13 protein-coding genes, 1 tRNA gene and 1 pseudogene are annotated in these 18,804 nt (G+C 60.5%); 12 read left to right on the forward strand and 3 right to left on the reverse strand.

Translation table 11 applies throughout. The features are described from left to right. The first annotated feature begins 4 nt into the window (after window positions 1-4). From nuoH to FRAAU_RS07035, 9 genes and pseudogenes are all read left to right on the forward strand, one after another. On the forward strand, window positions 5-1,048 hold the full coding sequence (gene nuoH, locus FRAAU_RS06995) for an NADH-quinone oxidoreductase subunit NuoH (RefSeq protein WP_014402849.1): 1,044 nt from the start codon (window positions 5-7) through the stop codon (window positions 1,046-1,048). Window positions 1,049-1,057: 9 nt separating this feature from the next. Continuing rightward, window positions 1,058-1,549, forward strand: a complete 492-nt coding sequence (gene nuoI / locus FRAAU_RS07000; protein WP_014402850.1) for an NADH-quinone oxidoreductase subunit NuoI — start codon at window positions 1,058-1,060, stop codon at window positions 1,547-1,549. 18 nt (window positions 1,550-1,567) lie between these two features. Next, a complete protein-coding gene (locus tag FRAAU_RS07005) occupies window positions 1,568-2,221 on the forward strand; it encodes an NADH-quinone oxidoreductase subunit J (RefSeq protein ID WP_014402851.1) in 654 nt (217 codons plus the stop codon). Beyond that, window positions 2,218-2,523 (forward strand): NADH-quinone oxidoreductase subunit NuoK, encoded by a 306-nt coding sequence (gene nuoK / locus FRAAU_RS07010; protein WP_014402852.1) that lies wholly within the window; start codon window positions 2,218-2,220, stop codon window positions 2,521-2,523. Before FRAAU_RS07005 ends, nuoK begins: the two co-directional genes overlap by 4 nt. 4 nt (window positions 2,524-2,527) lie before the next feature. Then, window positions 2,528-4,543 carry an NADH-quinone oxidoreductase subunit L gene (gene nuoL / locus FRAAU_RS07015; protein ID WP_014402853.1) on the forward strand — a complete coding sequence of 672 codons (2,016 nt, stop codon included), beginning with the start codon at window positions 2,528-2,530 and terminating at the stop codon, window positions 4,541-4,543. A gap of 24 nt (window positions 4,544-4,567) precedes the next feature. Next, complete coding sequence (locus FRAAU_RS07020) at window positions 4,568-6,076, forward strand: complex I subunit 4 family protein (RefSeq protein WP_014402854.1); 1,509 nt, start codon at window positions 4,568-4,570, stop codon at window positions 6,074-6,076. Between the two features lie 12 nt (window positions 6,077-6,088). Continuing rightward, window positions 6,089-7,528, forward strand: a complete 1,440-nt coding sequence (gene nuoN / locus FRAAU_RS07025) for an NADH-quinone oxidoreductase subunit NuoN (RefSeq protein WP_014402855.1) — start codon at window positions 6,089-6,091, stop codon at window positions 7,526-7,528. A gap of 53 nt (window positions 7,529-7,581) precedes the next feature. Further along, window positions 7,582-7,658, forward strand: a tRNA-Met gene (locus FRAAU_RS07030). Between the two features lie 181 nt (window positions 7,659-7,839). Continuing rightward, window positions 7,840-8,332 (forward strand): annotated as a pseudogene (locus FRAAU_RS07035) (IS5 family transposase); the annotation flags it as partial. Between the two features lie 9 nt (window positions 8,333-8,341). Here the strand turns inward: FRAAU_RS07035 and FRAAU_RS07040 are convergent. Both FRAAU_RS07040 and FRAAU_RS07045 read right to left on the reverse strand, forming a co-directional pair. Beyond that, on the reverse strand, window positions 8,342-11,653 hold the full coding sequence (locus tag FRAAU_RS07040) for a UvrD-helicase domain-containing protein (protein ID WP_014402856.1): 3,312 nt from the start codon (window positions 11,651-11,653) through the stop codon (window positions 8,342-8,344). Window position 11,654: 1 nt separating this feature from the next. Further along, window positions 11,655-12,740: a hypothetical protein gene (locus FRAAU_RS07045; protein WP_156803367.1), complete on the reverse strand. Its 1,086-nt coding sequence runs from the start codon at window positions 12,738-12,740 to the stop codon at window positions 11,655-11,657. 89 nt (window positions 12,741-12,829) lie between these two features. Here FRAAU_RS07045 and FRAAU_RS07050 point away from each other — a divergent pair, with 89 nt between their 5' ends. After that, window positions 12,830-13,870 (forward strand): Fe(II)-2OG oxygenase family protein, encoded by a 1,041-nt coding sequence (locus FRAAU_RS07050; protein WP_156803368.1) that lies wholly within the window; start codon window positions 12,830-12,832, stop codon window positions 13,868-13,870. A 445-nt stretch (window positions 13,871-14,315) separates the two neighbouring features. Then, window positions 14,316-14,840, forward strand: coding sequence for a DNA polymerase III subunit epsilon (gene dnaQ, locus FRAAU_RS07055; protein ID WP_014402860.1), 525 nt, complete (start codon window positions 14,316-14,318; stop codon window positions 14,838-14,840). A 238-nt stretch (window positions 14,841-15,078) separates the two neighbouring features. Here dnaQ and FRAAU_RS07060 read toward each other — a convergent pair whose 3' ends face one another. Next, window positions 15,079-17,451, reverse strand: coding sequence for a phosphoketolase family protein (locus FRAAU_RS07060; protein WP_014402861.1), 2,373 nt, complete (start codon window positions 17,449-17,451; stop codon window positions 15,079-15,081). Between the two features lie 146 nt (window positions 17,452-17,597). Here FRAAU_RS07060 and FRAAU_RS07065 point away from each other — a divergent pair, with 146 nt between their 5' ends. After that, window positions 17,598-18,788: an acetate/propionate family kinase gene (locus FRAAU_RS07065; protein ID WP_014402862.1), complete on the forward strand. Its 1,191-nt coding sequence runs from the start codon at window positions 17,598-17,600 to the stop codon at window positions 18,786-18,788. The last annotated feature ends 16 nt before the right edge of the window (window positions 18,789-18,804 follow it).

Raw genomic sequence — 18,804 nt, forward strand, 5'->3', positions numbered from 1 at the left:
CATCATGGCCCATGTTCTATTTCACGATGTTCTGATTCCGCTGCTGCTGATCCTGCTGGTGGTGGTACCGGTGATTCTGGCCGTCGACTTCTACGTGTACTGGGAGCGCAAGGTCATCGGCTGGATGCATGTGCGGATGGGGCCGAACAAGATCGGTCCGCTGGGTCTGGCCCAGACCTTCGCCGACGTGTTCAAGCTGCTGCTGAAGGAAGTGGTGGCGCCCTCCAAGTCCAGCCGGTTCCTGTTCTTCCTGGCGCCGGTGCTGGCGGTGGGGCCGGCTTTCGCGGCCTGGGCGGTAATACCCTTCAGCGACGGAGCGGTGATCGCCAATGCCAACGCCGGCGTGCTGTATCTGCTGGCGATGACGTCCCTGGGGGTCTACGGCATTCTGCTGGCCGGCTGGGCGTCCAATTCGCGCTATCCGCTGCTGGGCGCGATGCGTGGTGCAGCGCAGGTGATCTCCTACGAGCTGGCGATGGGCATGGCCCTGGTCTGCGTGCTGCTGCTGGCCGGCAGTCTGAATCTGACCGATATCGTCCATGCCCAGGCCGGCGGCAAGGGCTTGTTCTCCTGGTTCTGGCTGCCGCTGCTGCCGATGTTCGTGATCTATTTCGTGTCCGGCGTGGCCGAAACCAATCGCGCGCCCTTCGACGTGACCGAGGGCGAGTCGGAAATCGTCGCCGGCCACATGGTGGAGTATTCCGGGGCAGCCTTCGCGCTGTTCTTCCTCGCGGAATACACCAACATGATCACGGTCAGCTTTCTGTGCTCGCTGTTCTTCATGGGCGGCTGGCTGAGCCCGGTACAGGGCTGGATCCATCTGGGCGGGCCGGGCTGGATCAGCTGGCTGTGGAACGGTGGCTGGCCGTGGCTGTTCATCAAGGCCTTCTTCTTCGCCACCACCATCGTATGGTTCCGTGCCAGCTTTCCGCGCTACCGCTATGACCAGATCATGCGGCTGGGCTGGAAGGTCTTCATCCCCATTGCCATCGTCTGGATCCTGGTGACCGGCGGGCTGAAGTATCTGGGTTGGGCCGGCGCCGCCTGAGGACATGAAATGAATCGCATAGCCAGCTATTTCAAAAGCCTGCTCTTGCTTGAGCTGTTGCAGGGGATGGGTCTGACCTTCCGCTACCTGTTCAAGCCCAAGGTCACCGTGCGTTACCCGATGGAGCATATTCCCAAGTCCAACCGCTTCCGTGGTCTGCATGCCTTGCGCCGCTATCCCAACGGGGAAGAGCGCTGCATCGCCTGCAAACTGTGCGAGGCGGTGTGCCCGGCACTGGCCATCACCATCGATTCGGCGCCGCGCGCCTCCGATGGCCAGCGTCGCACCACCCGCTACGAGATCGACCTGTTCAAGTGCATCTTCTGCGGTTTCTGCGAGGAAAGCTGCCCGGTCGACTCCATCGTCGAGAGCCATGTACACGAATACCACTTCGAACATCGCGGTGAAAACGTGGTGACCAAGCCGCAGCTGCTGGCCATCGGCGACCGTTTCGAGTCGCAGATCGCCGCGGCTCGCGCCCAGGATGCGGCTTACCGCTGAGACGAGGATGATCGATCAATGAATATGCCATTGTTTCAGCTGGTCTGTTTCTACCTGTTCGCGGCGGTCACCGTCGCGGGTGCAGTCGCGGTGATTTCGGTCCGCAACACGATTCATGCGGCCCTGTTTCTGGTGCTGACCTTCTTCAGTTCGGCCTGCCTGTGGATGCTGCTGCAGGCCGAATTCCTGGCGCTGGCCCTGATCGTGGTCTATGTCGGCGCGGTGATGGTCATGTTCCTGTTCGTGGTGATGATGCTGGACATCGACCAGGAGCGGGTGCGCGAAGGTTTTGTCCGCTATCTGCCGGTGGGACTGGTGGTGGCGCTGGTGATGCTGGCCGAAATGCTGGGCATGATCGGGGTGCGGGCGATGCACCAGCAGGCGCTGGGGCCCGATCCGGCCCAGGTCGCCGGTGGCAGCAATATCCGCTGGCTGGGCGAGGTGCTGTTCACCCAGTATCTGCTGCCTTTCGAGGTGGCGGCTTTGATCCTGACGGTCGGCGTGGTGGCTGCCGTGGCGCTGACCCTGCGGGTCCGCGCCGGCACCAAGCATGAATCGCCTGCCCGGCAGGTGCAGGCGGATCCGGCCCAGCGGGTTCGCCTGGTCAAGATGGCCGCCGAGCTGCCGCAGCCCGAGCCGGTGGCACCCGCCGCAGAGGAGTCCGCTTCGTGATTACGCTTTCACACTACATCGTTCTGGGCGCCATCCTGTTCTGCATCTCGCTGGCCGGCTTGTTCATCAACCGCAAGAACGTGTTGGTGCTGCTGATGTCGATCGAGCTGATGCTGCTGGCGGTCAATACCAATTTCGTGGCCTTCTCGCGCTTTCACGGCGACGCCTCGGGACAGGTCTTTGTGTTCTTCATCCTCACGGTGGCGGCGGCCGAGTCGGCGATCGGGCTGGCCATCCTGGTCCTGCTGTTCAGAAACCGCAGCACAATCAATGTCGGCGAAATCGACAGCATGAAGGGTTGATGCGATGGAAGTCTCTACACCGATATTGTTGACGATCGCCCTGGCGCCGCTGGTCGGCTCCTTGCTGGCCGGCCTTGCCGGCGGCTGGCTGAAGCGCGGCGGTGCCGCGGGGGTGACCATCCTGGGCGTGGCCCTGAGCTTCATCCTGGCCGTGGGCGTGCTGGTCCCTTATCTCAGCGGGCAGGGCACGGTCTACAACCAGAACATCTACACCTGGTTCCAGGTCGGCCACATCAATGCCAGCATCGGCTTCATGGTCGACCAGCTCACCGCGTTGATGCTGGTGGTGGTGACCTTTGTCTCCCTGCTGGTGCACATCTACTCGATCGGCTACATGAAGGGCGAGGAGGGCTACCAGCGCTTCTTCAGCTATATCTCGCTGTTCACCTTCTCGATGCTGATGCTGGTGATGGCCAACAACTTCATGCAGCTGTTTTTTGGCTGGGAAGCGGTGGGTCTGGTCTCCTATCTGCTGATCGGTTTCTACTACCAGCGTGAAAGCGCGATCTTCGCCAACCTCAAAGCCTTTATCGTCAACCGCGTCGGCGACTTCGGCTTTCTGATCGGCATCGCCGCGGTGGTCTATTTCATGGACAGCCTGGACTATGCCCAGGTCTTTGCCCAGATCGGACAGCTGCCCGGAAAGACGGTGGCCATCACAGCCCACACCCATTGGGATGCGGCGACGGTGATCTGCATCGCCTTGTTTGTCGGTGCGATGGGCAAGTCCGCGCAGATTCCGCTGCATGTCTGGCTGCCCGACTCGATGGAAGGCCCGACCCCGATCTCGGCGCTGATCCATGCCGCGACCATGGTCACGGCCGGTATCTTCATGGTGGCGCGGATGTCGCCCATCTATGAACTCTCGCCGACAGCGCTGAGCTTCATCATGGTGATCGGTGCCACGGGCGCCTTGTTCACCGGCATGATCGGCATCGTGCAGAACGACATCAAGCGGGTCGTGGCCTATTCGACACTGTCCCAGCTCGGCTACATGACGGTGGCCCTGGGCGTGTCGGCCTACTCGGGCGCGGTGTTCCACCTGCTGACACATGCCTTCTTCAAGGCACTGCTGTTCCTGGGCGCCGGTTCGGTGATCCTGGCCATGCATCACGAGCAGGACATGCGCTATATGGGCGGCCTGCGTCGCTACATGCCGGTGACCTGGATCACGATGTGGATCGGCTCCCTGGCCTTGTGCGGGGTGCCGTTCTTCTCCGGCTTCTATTCCAAGGATGCCATCATCGAGGCGGTGGGCGAGTCGCATCGCTTCGGTGCGGGCTACGCCTGGTTCTGCGTCACCGCGGGTGCCTTCGTGACAGCGCTGTATACCTTCCGTCAGCTGCATCTGGTCTTCCACGGCAAGCCGCGTTTCACCATCGAGGCAGCCCATGGTCACGGCCATGATCACGACGACCACAAGCCCGGCGTGCTGGCCCATGCACCCAAGGAGTCACCGCTGGTCGTGACCTTGCCGCTGATCCTGCTGGCGATTCCGTCCCTGCTGGCCGGTTATCTGCTGGTGCAGCCGCTGTTGTTCGGATCATGGTTCGGCGATGCCATCCATGTGAATCCGGCCGACAACGTGCTGACCGTGCTGGGCCAGGATTTCCACGGTGCGCTGGCGATGGCCTTGCATGGTTTTGTCCAGCTGCCGTTCCTGCTGGTGCTGGCGGCCTTCGTGATCACCACCTGGATCTATGTGTTCAATCCTTCGGTGGCCGACAGGATCAAGCAGGCTTTCCACCCCTTGTGGAAGCTTCTGGACCGCAAGTACTGGGTCGACGAGGCCTACTTTGCCGTATTCGCACGCGGTGGCGTGGCCCTGGGCAGGCTGTTCTGGAAGGCGGGTGACAAAGGCCTGCTGGATGGTGTCGTCGTCGGCGGCCCGGTCGCGGCCGTGCACGGACTGGCGGCCAGCCTGCGCCGGCTGCAGACCGGCTTCGTGTATCACTACGTCTTTGCCATGATCTTCGGCCTGGTCCTGCTGCTTGGCGGGTACTGGGTGTTCGGGCACTGAAGTCACTAGGAAGCAAACATAGTCATGTCGAATTATTTGCTCAGCCTGTTGATCTGGGTCCCGGTGATCGCCGGCTTCGGCCTGCTGCTGGTGCGCGATGATCGCCCCGACACGGTGCGCTGGACCACGGTCGTCGTCACCACTCTCGTGTTCGCCTTGAACATGGTGATGTGGCCGATGATGGACTCCTCCAATCCCAATCCCCAGTTCGTCGAGCATCTGGCCTGGGGCGGACCGATCCACACCGCCTATGCACTGGGTGTGGACGGCATCGCCTTCGCGATGTGCCTGCTGGTCACCTTCGGCACCATGCTGGTGATCCTGGGGTCCTGGGGGTCCATCACCTACAAGCTCAAGCAGTACTTCGCCTGCATGCTGGTGATGGAAGGCCTGCTGATCGGTTGTTTCGCGGCCACCGATGCCTTGCTGTTCTATGTCTTCTTCGAAGGCATGCTGATCCCGATGTTCCTGCTGATCGGTGTCTGGGGCGGCCCCCGTCGCATGTACGCGGCCATGAAGTTCTTTATCTACACCTTCTTCGGCTCCATCATGCTGCTGGCGGCGCTGATCTACCTGTACACCCAGGCCGGCACCTTCGACATCGCCACTCTGGCGGCCCTGAAGCTGGACCATACCCAGCAGACGTGGCTGTTCTTCGCCTTCCTGATCGCCTTCGCGGTCAAGATTCCGATGGTGCCGGTGCATACCTGGCTTCCGGACGCCCATGTCGAAGCCCCGACCGGTGCCTCGGTCGACCTGGCCATGATCATGCTGAAGATCGGCGGTTACGGCCTGATCCGGTTCAGTCTGCCCATCGTGCCCGATGCCTCGGCCGAATACGCCTGGCTGGTGATCGGCCTGAGCCTGGTCGCGATCATCTACATCGGCTACGTGGCGATGGTGCAGGACGACATGAAGCGGATCATGGCCTATTCCTCGGTGGCGCACATGGGTTTCGTGACCCTGGGCATCTTCGTGGCGGTCGAGCTGATCCATACGCATGGCGACTCCGACCTTGCGGTGCTCGGCATGCAGGGCGCGATGATCCAGATGGTCTCGCATGGCTTCATCTCCGGCGCCGCGTTTACCTGCATCGGCATCCTGTATGACCGCATGCATACCCGTCTGATCAAGGACTACGGCGGCGTCATCAATACCATGCCCTGGTTCGGCCTGTTCTTCGTGCTGTTCATGATGGGCAACAACGGCCTGCCGGGCACCAGCGGCTTCGTCGGCGAATTCATGGTGGTGATCTCCAGCTTCTCGCTGAACCCCTGGGTGGCGCTGGGCGCGGCCTTCACTCTGGTGATCAGCGCGGCCTACACCCTGTGGATGGTCAAGCGGGTGCTGTGGGGGCCGGTGGTCAACGAGGCCGTCGCCCAATTGAAGGATCTGGACACCCGTGAGTGGATCACGATGCTGGCCTTCGCTGCTGCCGTTCTGGTGGTGGGCGTGTGGCCCCAGCCGTTCATCCATCTGATGGATGCTTCGGTGACCCAGCTGGTTCAGAACCTGAACCACTCCAAGCTTTGAGCGGACACATCCATGCCGACTATCAATGATGTACTGACCCTGGTCCCCGAGTTTTATCTGGTGGCCGTCACCTGTGTCCTGCTGCTGGTCGATGCCTTTGCCCCGGCGCGGCGCAACGTGGTCCACTGGCTGGCCATCGTGTTCGTGCTGTTCGCCATCGTGCTGGTGGTGAAAGGCCAGCCGGAGAGGGCGGTCACCGCCTTCAACGGCAGCTTTGTCCGCGACGGGGTCTCCGAGATCCTCAAGGTCTTCGCCTTGCTGACCACCGCACTGGTCTTTGTCTTCGGCAAGCCCTATCTGCAGGAACGCAAGTTGTGGGTCGGCGAGTTCTACAGCCTGACCCTGTTCGCGGTACTGGGCGTGATGCTGCTGGTCTCGGCCGGCAACCTGGTCACCGTCTATCTGGGTCTTGAGCTGCTGACCCTGTCTTCCTACGCACTGGTCGCCCTCAACCGTGATTCGCCGCTGTCCTCCGAGGCGGCCATGAAGTACTTCGTGCTGGGCGCGCTGGCCTCGGGCATGCTGCTGTACGGCATGTCGATGATCTACGGTGCCACCGGCAGTCTGGACCTGGCGGTGATCCATGCCGCGGCGCCCCATGTCGCCATGCATCATCTGCTGCTGTTCGGCATGATCTTCATGATCACCGGCATCGCCTTCAAGCTGGGTGCCGCGCCGTTCCATATGTGGATACCCGATGTCTACGAAGGCTCGCCGACCGCCGTGACCCTGTTTATCGGCTCCACGCCCAAGCTGGCGGCCTTCGGCATGGCCTACCGCCTGCTGGACGGCGGTCTGGGTGATCTGGCCCATGTCTGGCAGCCCATCATCGCGGTGCTGGCCGTGCTGTCACTGGCGATCGGCAACGTGGTGGCCCTGGTCCAGACCAATCTGAAGCGGATGCTGGCCTATTCCACCATCTCGCACATGGGTTTTCTGCTGGTGGGCCTGGTCAATGCCGGTCCTGAAGGCTATGCCGCGGCGCTGTTCTATGCGATCAGCTACGCGCTGATGGGTACCGCCGGTTTCGGCGTGATCCTGGCGCTGGCCCGGGCCGGCTTCGAATGCGACCGTATCGAGGATCTGCGCGGTCTCAACCAGCGTTCGCCCTGGCTGGCCTTCCTGCTGTTGCTGGTCATGTTCTCGCTGGCCGGCATTCCGCCCCTGTTCGGCTTCTTCGCCAAGCTGATGGTGCTGGAAGCGGCAATCCATGCCGGCATGGTCTGGCTGGCGGTGGTGGCGCTGGGCTTTGCCCTGATCGGCCTGTACTACTATCTGCGGGTCGTCAAAGTCATGTACTTCGACCGGGTCGAGGCCAGCGACCACTTCCCGGCACCGCAGTCGAATCTGCCGCTGCGGCTGGTGCTGAGCCTCAACGTGCTGGTGCTGGTGGCGTTGGGCTTCTGCTGGGGACCGCTGCTGAGCTGGTGCCAGCAGGTCTTCGTGGCCTGATCGATACGGGGCTTGCGCAGTCGTCGCAAGCTCCGTATACTTGCCGACTCTGATGCGGGGTGGAGCAGTCTGGCAGCTCGTCGGGCTCATAACCCGAAGGTCGTAGGTTCAAATCCTGCCCCCGCTACCAAAGCATTGGAAACAAGAAAGCCGTCTGCATTGCAGGCGGCTTTTTTGTTTGTCTGCCTGACGGATTAGGCATGCCCTAGCCCGACTTTCACAGGCTCAGTCGCAGTGCCTTGATCGATGCCTGGCTGGCCGGGCAAGTCCAGAGCTTTCTTGGAAGTGTCCGAAAAATCGGGGTAGAACCCAACGAATATGCAATGATCGATAGCACCATCGTCCGGGCGCACCAGCACAGTGCCGGGGCAAAAAGGGGGGGGGGCACAGGCCATCGGACGCAGCCGCGGCGGACTGAGCAGCAAGATCCATGCTCGGGTTGATGCACTGGGTAACCCGGTGGCGTTCCATCTGAGCGCAGGCCAGGCTTCGGACCTCGAAGGTGCAGATGCCTTGTTGCCTGGGGCGACGGTCGGGGCTTTACTCGCCGATCGCGCCTACGACGCGCGGGCGCGTGTCATTGAGCCCATGCAGCGCATCGGCGCGCAGATCGTGATCCCTTCCCATCCCACGCGCAAAGTGCAGCGGGACTACGACCGGGTGCTGTACAGGGATCGACACCTGATCGAAAACTTTTTCGCCAAACTCAAGCAGTACCGGGCTATCGCCACCCGGTACGACAAGACAGCCCGAAATTTCCTCGGTGCCATCTACTGGATTGCCTCAGTCATTGTACTCAATTGATGACACGCCCTAGGGCCTCTGAGCACAAATGGTCGAATACGCACATCGATCACAGTGCCTCCCTTTACGGGCTGTGCGGTCGCTGGCCCTGAGCGCCGAAACTGATTTGTAGAGGCTGGTACTGGAAGCTTTGGCCGACGGTATGCAGGACTCGGTACGACCACTGCTCAATGAATGCAAAGTCATACGTTGGCATCGGCTACCCCCCCCCAGATTTTCCATGATGGGGCGCACGTTTTTAGCAACCTTATTCAGGTTCATGCCGGTGCGCAACCAGATCAGTCCTCCTTCCGTGTCGCGTAGCATCCAAGGCATGGTGATGTTCTGGCCGTTCACACTCGTAGTGCTTTCAGGAACGTACTGCGCCACGCATGGGAGTAGCGCAGTTCCGCGACCGAATGCATCCCAGGCATCCTCAGACAGTGCTCCGTCCTCTTGGAAAGTAGGTAGTGACTTCTCCTGCCATGCCTGTGAAAACGCCTGATCGGGCGCCATACCATCCCGATAGAAGTATTCAAGCCCGACAAGTACGGATTTTATGGCACGCATGGAGACGTCCATCTCCTGCTCAGCCGGGAAGTTGAGCTCATAACCGTAGTGGTACTGGAGCGGACAGGTCATGAAGCCATCCAAGGCGGCATAGCTGATGCTAGCAGGCGTAACCAGGGGGCGATGGCGCGGTGCTGGTTCAGGCACTGCTGGTATAAGCGCTCCCGTGTACCGAGCAATAACAGCCGGGTCAAGCAGGGAGCGAGGCACGGTCGAGTCATCCGGCCCGCAATACACTCGCAGTAGATTCTTCGCGCGGGATAGGCCTACATACAGTAGGTTGTTGCGCTCGATCGCTTCACCTTCAGACCGCATTTGCGGTGTGCTATTGAGAGCCTCCGGGGGAAGCAGAAGTCCTTGGCGCTCGTTAGACCAGGCGGGTGGCTCTGCGCCATAGCGCGATAGCTCAACGTTGGCCATGTGCACGACATCGAATTCAAGGCCTTTGCTGCCATGAACCGTCATGACCCTGACCGCATCGATAGCTGCTGCCTCTGGTGGCAACACGCGCTCTCCGGAACGCTGGCCAATGTAGCGCTGGAAGTCTTTCCTGATCAGATACTTCGATAAGGTGGCCTGGCTGCCGACGCCATCGGTATTACGCACGCCATAGAGAAACTGCCAGATGGCGAGGCGCCGAATTTGGGCCGCAACAGAATCATCAGAAAGCGAGCCCATGCCATGGCCTTGCTCGAACATAAGATCGCAGACAAAGGCCCAAGGACGTGAACTACGTGAGTTACCCTGCAGCAGGGTGCGCAGCGCCTGTACGACCTGCTGCCCTTTAGGGGAGAGCCCTGGGACTGGTGCAGAGGTTCGCAGCCAACGGCCACGCTGATGCTCAAACCCCTGTTTAGAGAGTCCCATCAGCAGCTGGATATCGGCGATAGGCATGCTGAAGTCAGGTTGTCTCTGAAGGCCCAACAGTGCACTGGGGCTTCGCCGAGCTAGGAGTTGCATGAAGCACATGAACTCCTTGACCTCCACACGCTGGCTCAAATCGCCGACATGAAGAACGGGAATCCCTGCCTGCTCAAGCGCTAGCGCCAACTCATCAACTTGGGCGTTCGTGGCGCTGATAACGCCTTGGCTGCCATATCGGTACCCGGCGCTTCTGGCCTGTTCGACCTGGGCCGCGACCATACTCTGCTGTTTGGGTTTCGACGAGGTACGCACCAAAGTTGGTAGAAGCCCGCTCGCTGCGCGTGAGGGAAAAACCTGATCCAACGGCTGGATGGGCTGAAGGACGTGAGTCGTGCCGGCCTTTTGGACAAGGCGCAAGATCTCCGGAGACGAGCGCCGGTTGATGTCCAGCGTGTAGCGTTGCAGGGATGCATCATCGCGTCGTGTGGAGTAGGCCTCATCGAATTTGAGCAAGCTCTGAATCGAAGCGCCCCGCCAATGGTGAATAGCCTGGCGAATGTCGCCCACCACCCAAAGGTTGCGCTGGATGGGACCGATCAGCTTCACGAATTCGACCATGACGTGATTGACGTCCTGATACTCATCGACTAACACGTGGTCGAACTGCTCCAGAAACGGCGCCAGAGTGGGGCGATCATCACGTGCCATGAGCGTTGGGCGAACCAACAGATCTGGCTGGTCTACCCAGCCATCCCGACGTAACGCAGCCTCATACGCCCGATAGAGGGTAACGATGTCACCACGCTCACGAGCGACATCCTCTTCGACGGCTGGCAACGCCTGTACGATCGCGGCGTATTGATCTGGGAAGATCAGCTCTTCCTTCAGCCGGTGGATGATCTTGAGTACGTCAGGCAGCCAATCGTAGGGGTTACGGAGCCTGAAGAAGTAATTCAGCCGCAGATTGGGCAGCTCGCCGGCCAACAATCGTACCTGCTGCAAGAGATCGGCGATTTTGATCTGAGGTGTGAGGTTGAACAGGTGATGGTGCTTGCGAAGGATCTCAAGCCCGAATGAGTGAAACGTTCCCGCCCAGATCTGGGCCGCATTAGGCGCGCTCCCAGCAGTAAGCCGTTCAACAAGCTCCTGGGCTGCGCGGTTGGTGAACGTCATGACCAAAATTCGGCTGGCAGGCACGCCAGTGGCGATCAGATGAGCGACCCTGTGCACCAGAGTTGTTGTCTTCCCTGTGCCAGGCCCCGCAACGACATTGACGTACCGCTCAGGCGCTTGAGCGGCAAGACGCTGAGCATCACTGGGAGGGTGCGTCGGAGCCACTGGAAGCGCAGGCACATCAGGCAGCAGCAATGCATCTGCCAACTGCTGCCGGACGAGCTCTAGGGGTAAGCAGAAGTGATTTGCTATGGCGCGCGATCGCCAGCCGTTGTGCCAAAGCGCCCTAGCGAATGAACGAGGTAGCAGCAATTCCCGCGCGAACACGTTGGCTTGGAGTTCCTGGCGCTCCCAGGCTCCATACCCTTCAAGAACCGCAGTACCTTGACTCGCAGAGCCCGCCAAGTCACTGACACGTGCAGGCGTCGGCGTGGAGCCCGTAGGTGCCAAGGGCGGATCCAGATACCAATGGCCAAGTTCATGAGCCAAAAGGTAAGCCCGATCTTGGGCCGAGACATCATTGCGAATCAGAATGGTTAGGTAGCAACGTTGGATATACGCATCACCGCCGCCAAGGGCGTAGTAACCGGGCGATACTGGCTCAACCATCAAGCCCAGCGCCTGTTCAACGCCGGCCAGTAACTGCTCACTGGTCGGATGCAGCATACCGCTTGCGGCCACCAAGGTCGACCGAGTGTTGTTGGCTTGAATTCGCGCTCGGTCGAAGGGATTCATATCAGTCCTCTAATGCCAGAAGCTGGGCTTCCTCTTCTGCGGGCAAGTTCAGCGCCTTTACAGCCTCATTCCACGACACCGGTTCGGTGAGCACTCGCGGCTGACCATTGGGTGCGCTGAAGGACGGTGCCGGTAATTGTTGGAAATTACATCTGACGGTCTGTGCAACGACGTCTCGCGGCAGGCTGAAGAAGTCGGCCATCTTGTCGAGCAGCACACTCGGGGCACGCACCATCCCAGCGAGCAGTTCGTTGACCAATAGCCGCTTACCCGACAGCCCCATGAAGTCGGCAAGTGCAGTTACCTTTGGCCCTACGATAGCCTGCATGGCGGCTTGAGCCTGCTGGATATCCTGCTGGGAAACGGCGGGCGCCTCCAGGGTTTCAGAGCAATGAGAAAGTGCCTCGGCCAATAGCCCGCCAACAATCTGAGACGCTGACCGACCGTATTCCTTCGCGGTCAGTTTGAGCTCAAGGCTGAAGGGGCGATCGACGCGCGCCATCCACTGAGAGGACTTCCCGGAGTAGCTGGCGACCTTGCGTTCGTGGCTGTCGAGCAGCTTCCTTGGGCTCTGGACTTTAATGGCGCTCTCGAATTTCTCGTAGCTGTCTTCGACCATTTCACGCACGAGCACGGAAAACTTCTTGCCCTGGCGTGCCGCTACATCCTTCAACGCGACGTGCATGGACTCAGGTACATAGACACCGATGGACTGCAGCACGTCTTTCGTACTGCTGGCCGATACTGATCCCGGAGCTACACTGGCACGCGCAACAGCAGGTTCGTAATGACTAGACATAGGCACCTCCTTGGGCGACTCATCCTGGGTAGGCACGAGAGACGAAGATTTATCTAAATCCGTTATGTGGGGCGCAGCAACGAAGTTGGAAGTGAGCTCCGCCATGACCTTCTTGGCGAGCAGATCTGGAGTCGGTGCATGCACTCTCAAATGCTGACCATCTCGCAGCTGTACGATGCATTGATGCTCGCCCGCGACTACTTGAAAGTCGCCTGTTTTAGACACCCACGTAAGGTAATTCGCCCATTCTCTCAAGGGTGAGGAGGTCAAATTGCCATTACATTTCATGTTAGGATCCGGCTTTCGTTTCTGAGTCGATGGTGCGCGACGCTGTATTTTATATCATCTTTATATCACTGTGATGCGTAGGGACACAATTGATTGACGATCATTTTGCAGGAGCCATTCACAGGGCTGTAAGTGAATGGATGCGTGGAAACCCCTTGGGCGTATGCTTATCAGCGCTTGACCACCCTGACGCCTTGGGGGCTACCCTGCGCCCCGAGATCGAAGCGCTGCTCGCTCAAGCCAATGTGAGTCTGCACGACATTCAGCAACGTGCTTGGACTATGCCCCTGATTCATCTGCGATCGGCGTTTGAGGTTGGGGACCTGCCAGAAACCCCTGCCGCCTTCATTCCCGTCCCTGACGACGAAAGCACCATCGCGGCGCGAGCTTGTTCTATTGCCTGCTTGGCAGTGCTCAACTCCGACACGATTTCCTACGGATCTGAAAATGACGGGCATCTGTTCGTGAATCTCGTACCGTTCCGTGGCGAAGGCGAAATGGCTGAAAAGTCCAAGGGCAGCATGCGCGGTCATACCGACGCGGTCTACTTCCCCGTACGTGGGCAGCTACATGAGCTGGACAAGCGTATCGCCCCATCACCTGACTTTGTCTGCCTGAGTGGCCTACGCAATCCGGATCAAATCGCAACGACTGTAATGCCCTTAAGCGTTGTGCTGAGTCAATTGTCTAAGCATGACATTAAGGAGCTGACCAAGCCCCAGTACGTGATTCGTCCGCAAAAAACGTTCACCTCCGGTCTAAAGTTGATTTTTGGCGACACGAGCCCTCTCGCACAGCCCATGAAGGACATCCAGCTACTTTTCGAAGCAGGGGATGGCTACTGGATTCGTTACAGCCACAGCGCGAGCGATTCAGACTATGACTCAGAGGCTGCCACATCTGCGGCGGAGCGATTCGAGCAGGCTTGCCTGACATGCTCAACAGCCGTGGTCATCGCCCCTGGCGACATCTTGATCGTCAATAACCGTCTTGGGCTTCATGGACGCGGCGTTGTTGGAGGTGAGGCAGGAGGTACCTCTCGATGGCTGCTGCGCACCTACGGCTTGGATACCCGTAAACTCAATCCAGCGCAGCGCTATCTGGACAGCCCATACAAGCTCTTTCCATGACAGCCAGTATCGTGCATCTGACGCGCTAAAACTCTTCGCTAGAACGGTTCGTAGATTGCCTCCTTGGTCAGATGCAAACTTGCGAGAGAAAGAGCCAACGAAGCCTCAAGGAAGTGAAAATTTCCTACCAGGTTTTTTTGGTTCTTCGTCGATAAGTGGGGAGTTTTTGCTCAGCCATCGCATGCTTGAGGCCTGATATTTAGGGCTTTCAGGGGGTTCTACCTCATCTCCACGGATGGTTGTAAAAGGGTGGTGGACTTGTCCCGGTGCGTCGCCGTCCCGCGGGTGTTAAGGTCGGGGCCGACTTTTACCGAAACCTGAAAACCATGTACGGAACCATTTCATGGCTGCCATCCGATGGATGCAGTTCCGAGGCGATGACATCATCGCTGCTGGTCGCGTCTGCCGTTGCGGCGTCGGTCATGTCTGGCATGGAGATGCGAGCATGAGCCGTATCGTGCTGCTGGATACCGAGACCACGGGTATCTCGTATCGCATGGGTGACCGCATCATCGAGATCGGTGCGGTGGAAATGATTGACGGGCGGTTGACCGGACGCGAGTACCACACCTATCTGCAGCCGGACCATCCGGTGCATTGGGCGGCGCGGCGCGTGCATGGCATCAGTGATGCCATGCTGATCGGCAAGCCGCGGTTTGCCAGCCAGGCCGAATCACTGCTGGATTTCGTGAGGGGAAGTGAAATGGTGGCCCACAACGCGGCCTTCGACACCGGCTTTATCGACAACGAACTGCGACTTATGGGGCATGGCAGCAGCTTGGCCGAGCACTGCCGGATCACCTGCAGTCTGAAGCTGGCACGGGCCCGCTTCCCGGGCATGCCCAACAAGCTGGATGACTTGTTGCAGCGATTCGCGATCAGCCATCAGCGCAACAAGCACGGGGCCTTGCTGGATGCGCAACTGCTGGCCCAGGTGCTGATGCGGCTGCGTCCTGGCGTGCCGGCCTGATTCGGGTGGGGGTGCGGTTGGCCGCGGCGCCGTGATGTGGAAAGGACCAGTCTGCGCGGCTGGTCAGCGGGCATGATGGCAAGAGGCGGCGGCATCCGGGGGATGACGCCGCCCCCGGAGCCGGATATTGGGCGAATCAAGCTGTTTTGACGGATCTGCCAGTATCAGTTCAGTCAAGATCAGGCTCGTCAAGTTCAGCTCCGTCAATATCGGGTCCGGCGAGATCAGATCTGAAGGATCAATCCGACCAGACCCACTGCTTGATCTCGGGCAGGTCGTCGAAGTGTTCGCGGATATAGCTTTCGTGCTGTTCCAGCATCGACTTGCAGTACACCGCCAGTTCGGGTGCCTTGGCCAGCAGGCTGGGCACATAGCGCAGCACGTCCAGGCACAGATGCAGGCGGCTGATGCGGTTCAGCACGACCATATCGAAGGGGGTGGTGGTGGTGCCTTCTTCCAGATAGCCGCGGACATGGAACTGGTCATGGGCGTCACGCCCGTGCAGCAGGTCGTGGATCACGCCGGGATAGCCGTGGAAGGTGAACAGCACCGGCGTATTGGTGCTGAACAGGTCGGTGAATTCGGCATCGCTCATCCCGTGCGGGTGGCGATCCGAAGGGCATAGCCGCATCAGATCGACGACATTGACCACCCGGACTTTCAGCTCCGGTGCGTACTGGCGCAGCAGCCAGGCGGCGGCGATGGTTTCCTGGGTAGGAATGTCGCCGGCGCAGGCCAGCACGATATCCGGCTGTTCCGGGGCGTGGCTGTACATCTCCCAGATGCCGGCCCCCTTGGCGCAATGGGTTCTGGCCTCGTCCATGGTCAGCCATTGCAGCTGGGGCTGCTTGTCGATCACGATCAGGTTCAGATAATTGCGGCTGCGGAAGCAGTGATCGCCCACCGACAGCAGGCAGTTGGCATCCGGCGGCAGATAGACCCGGGCCACCGCCGGCTTGCGGTGGATGATGGTATCGATAAAGCCCGGTCCCTGGTGGCTGAAGCCGTTGTGGTCGTTGCGCCAGCAGGTGGAGGTCAGCAGATAGTTCATGGAGGGAATCGGCGCACGCCAGGGCACCCGCTCGCTGTGCTCGATCCACTTGGCATGCTGCATCGCCATCGAGTCGATGATCATCGCGAAGGCCTCGTAGGTCGCGAACAGTCCATGGCGACCGGTCAGGTTGTAGCCTTCCAGCCAGCCATGGCAGCAATGCTCGCTGAGCACTTCCATGACCCGTCCATCATGCGAGACATGGTCGTCATTCGGTTCGATGGCGCTGACCAGACAGCGGTCGGTGACCTCGAAGACCGCGCCCAGCCGGTTGGAGTTGGTCTCGTCGGGACAGAACAGCCGGAAATTGTCGGGATTCTCGCGGTAGATCTCGCGCAGCCAGGTTCCGAAGACTCGGGTCGATTCCACTCGCTCGCGGGCGCGCTGCTCGAAGCGGACCTGAAAATCGGCATAGTCCGGCAGATTCAGGTCGCGGGTCAGCAAGCCACCATTGGCCTGCGGGTTGGCGCTCATCCGGCGCGGGCCGGCAGGGGCCAGTTCGGCATATTCGGCGCGGAAGCGGCCTTGCGCGTCGAACAGTTCCTCGGGCTTGTAGCTGCGCATCCAGTCTTCCAGGATATGCAGATGCTCGGGCTTGGTCAGAATATCGGCCACCGGCACCTGATGGGCGCGGAAGGTGCCTTCCACCTGCAGGCCGTCGACGATCCTGGGTCCGGTCCAGCCCTTGGGAGTCCGCAGCACGATCAGGGGCCAGCGCGGCCGTTGGTCGAAGCCGTCGCGACGGGCCGTCTGCTGGATCGCGCGGATATCCAGTACCGCCTGCTCCATCGCCACGGCAAAGGCCTGGTGCACGGCCATGGGCTCGTCACCCTCCACGAAGCGGGGCGCATAGCCCTGGCCCTCGAAAAACTGGCGCAGATCCGCGTCGCTGTGGCGGGCCCAGACCGTGGGGCCTGAAATCTTGTAGCCGTTGAGATGCAGGATGGGCAGCACCGCACCGTCGCGGACCGGATTGATGAAATCGATGCTCTTCCAGCTGCCGGCCAGCGGGCCGGTCTCGGACTCGCCATCACCGACCACGGCGGTGACCAGCAGCTCGGGATTGTCCATCACCGCGCCGGCGGCATGCATCAGCACATAACCCAGTTCGCCGCCTTCGTGGATGGAACCGGGCGTGGGCACGCTGACATGGCTGGGAATACCACCCGGCGTGGAGAACTGCCGGAACAGCTTCAGCATGCCGGCCTCGTCCTGGCTGATCTGCGGATAGAACTCGCTGTAGCTGCCTTCCAGCCAGACATTGGCGATGATGGCCGGGCCGCCATGTCCCGGGCCGGCCATGTAGATCGCATCCAGATCATATTTGCGGATCAGCCGGTTCATGTGCACATAGACCAGGTTCAGGCCCGGCGAGGTACCCCAGTGGCCGAGCAGGCGCGGCTTGATGTGATCGACGCTCAGCTTCTCTTTCAGCAGAGGATTGGCCTTGAGATAGATCTGGCCGACGTTCAGATAGTTGGCGGCACGCCACCAGGCGTGGATCTTCTGGAGTTCTTCAGGTGCAACAGCGTCGGGGGTGTTGGCAGAGACAGTCGTCATATCCGAAATCCGGGCCCTTGATGGCTTCAAGATAACGCCGCTTTGTGGAAGTGCGTGTGACAGTCCACAATCGGCAAGGTCAGCCTGCCACGAAGCGGTCATGGTTCCGTGGGACAGACAGGCTGCACGTACGCTTTCGGAGGCTGATGGTGGCACAGGCAATCCTCACGCTCAATGCGGGCTCGTCCAGCATCAAGTTCGCGCTGTTCGCGCTGGACGGCGATGCGCTGGAATGTACGGCAGGCGGCAAGATCGAAGGTATCGGCACATCGCCGCATCTCGTTGCGCGAGATGCGGCGGGCAGACTGCTGGACGAGTACCGTTGGGATGACGGCTCCGAGCTGCATCACGAGGCTTTTTTCGGACGTCTTTTCGATTTCGCCGAGCAGCATCTGGATGGCGCGACGCTGCTAGGCGTCGGTCATCGGGTAGTGCATGGCGGAGCCCATCTGCAGGCACCGGCACGCGTCACGCCCTCCTTGCTGGGCGCCTTGCAGGCGCTGGTGCCGCTGGCACCATTGCATCAGCCGCACAATCTGTCGGCGATCGAGGCGGTGGCCAAGCTGCGGCCCGAACTGGCGCAAGTCGTCTGTTTCGATACCGCTTTTCATCACAGCATGCCGTCCGAGGCTTCGCGTTTCGCCCTGCCGCCGGCACTGACGTCGGAAGGTGTCCGACGTTACGGCTTCCACGGCATTTCCTACGAATATATCGCCGGACAATTGGGACGGATCGATCCGGTGCTGGCCGGCGGCAGGACCATCATCGCCCATCTGGGCAATGGTGCCAGTCTGTGCGCCCTGCGGGCCGGGCGCAGCATCGATACCACCATGAGTTTCACCACGCTGGACGGGCTGGTGATGGGCACCCGTTGCGGCGGCATCGATCCGGGCGTGCTGCTGTATCTGCTGCAGCACAAGCGGATGACGCCTTCGCAGCTGTCGCACCTGTTCTACGATAAGTCCGGCCTGCTGGGGGTGTCCGGCTTGTCCAGCGATATGCGCGAACTGCTGGCCAGCAAGGACTCTCGTGCGGACGAGGCCGTGGACCTGTTTGTCTATCGGCTGGTGCGCGAGATCGGGGGGATGGTCAGCGTGCTGGGTGGGCTGGACGGGCTGGTGTTTACCGCCGGCATCGGCGAAAACGCCTCCGAAATCCGCCACCGGGTCTGTCAGCGCCTGGCCTGGCTGGGCCTGGTGCTGGACGAGCAGGCCAATGCGGCCCATGCCGCCGTGATCAGCGCGGTGGGCAGTCGTGTGACGGTACGGGTGATGGCAACGGACGAGGAGGCCATGATCGCGCAGCATACCTGTCGGGTGCTGGGCCAGTCGGTCTGATACGTCAGACGGCATG

The organism is Frateuria aurantia DSM 6220, assembly GCF_000242255.2.
GTDB lineage: Bacteria > Pseudomonadota > Gammaproteobacteria > Xanthomonadales > Rhodanobacteraceae > Frateuria > Frateuria aurantia.

Bases quoted from the DNA above. Each gene is read 5' to 3' on its own strand.
- FRAAU_RS07065 (WP_014402862.1), top strand. From the start codon at position 17,598: ATGGTGGCACAGGCAATCCTCACGCTCAATGCGGGCTCGTCCAGCATC.
- FRAAU_RS07045 (WP_156803367.1), bottom strand. From the start codon at position 12,740: ATGAAATGTAATGGCAATTTGACCTCCTCACCCTTGAGAGAATGGGCG.
- FRAAU_RS07020 (WP_014402854.1), top strand. From the start codon at position 4,568: ATGTCGAATTATTTGCTCAGCCTGTTGATCTGGGTCCCGGTGATCGCC.
- FRAAU_RS07060 (WP_014402861.1), bottom strand. From the start codon at position 17,451: ATGACGACTGTCTCTGCCAACACCCCCGACGCTGTTGCACCTGAAGAA.
- nuoH (WP_014402849.1), top strand. From the start codon at position 5: ATGGCCCATGTTCTATTTCACGATGTTCTGATTCCGCTGCTGCTGATC.
- FRAAU_RS07005 (WP_014402851.1), top strand. From the start codon at position 1,568: ATGAATATGCCATTGTTTCAGCTGGTCTGTTTCTACCTGTTCGCGGCG.
- nuoN (WP_014402855.1), top strand. From the start codon at position 6,089: ATGCCGACTATCAATGATGTACTGACCCTGGTCCCCGAGTTTTATCTG.
- nuoL (WP_014402853.1), top strand. From the start codon at position 2,528: ATGGAAGTCTCTACACCGATATTGTTGACGATCGCCCTGGCGCCGCTG.
- FRAAU_RS07040 (WP_014402856.1), bottom strand. From the start codon at position 11,653: ATGAATCCCTTCGACCGAGCGCGAATTCAAGCCAACAACACTCGGTCG.
- dnaQ (WP_014402860.1), top strand. From the start codon at position 14,316: ATGAGCCGTATCGTGCTGCTGGATACCGAGACCACGGGTATCTCGTAT.
- nuoI (WP_014402850.1), top strand. From the start codon at position 1,058: ATGAATCGCATAGCCAGCTATTTCAAAAGCCTGCTCTTGCTTGAGCTG.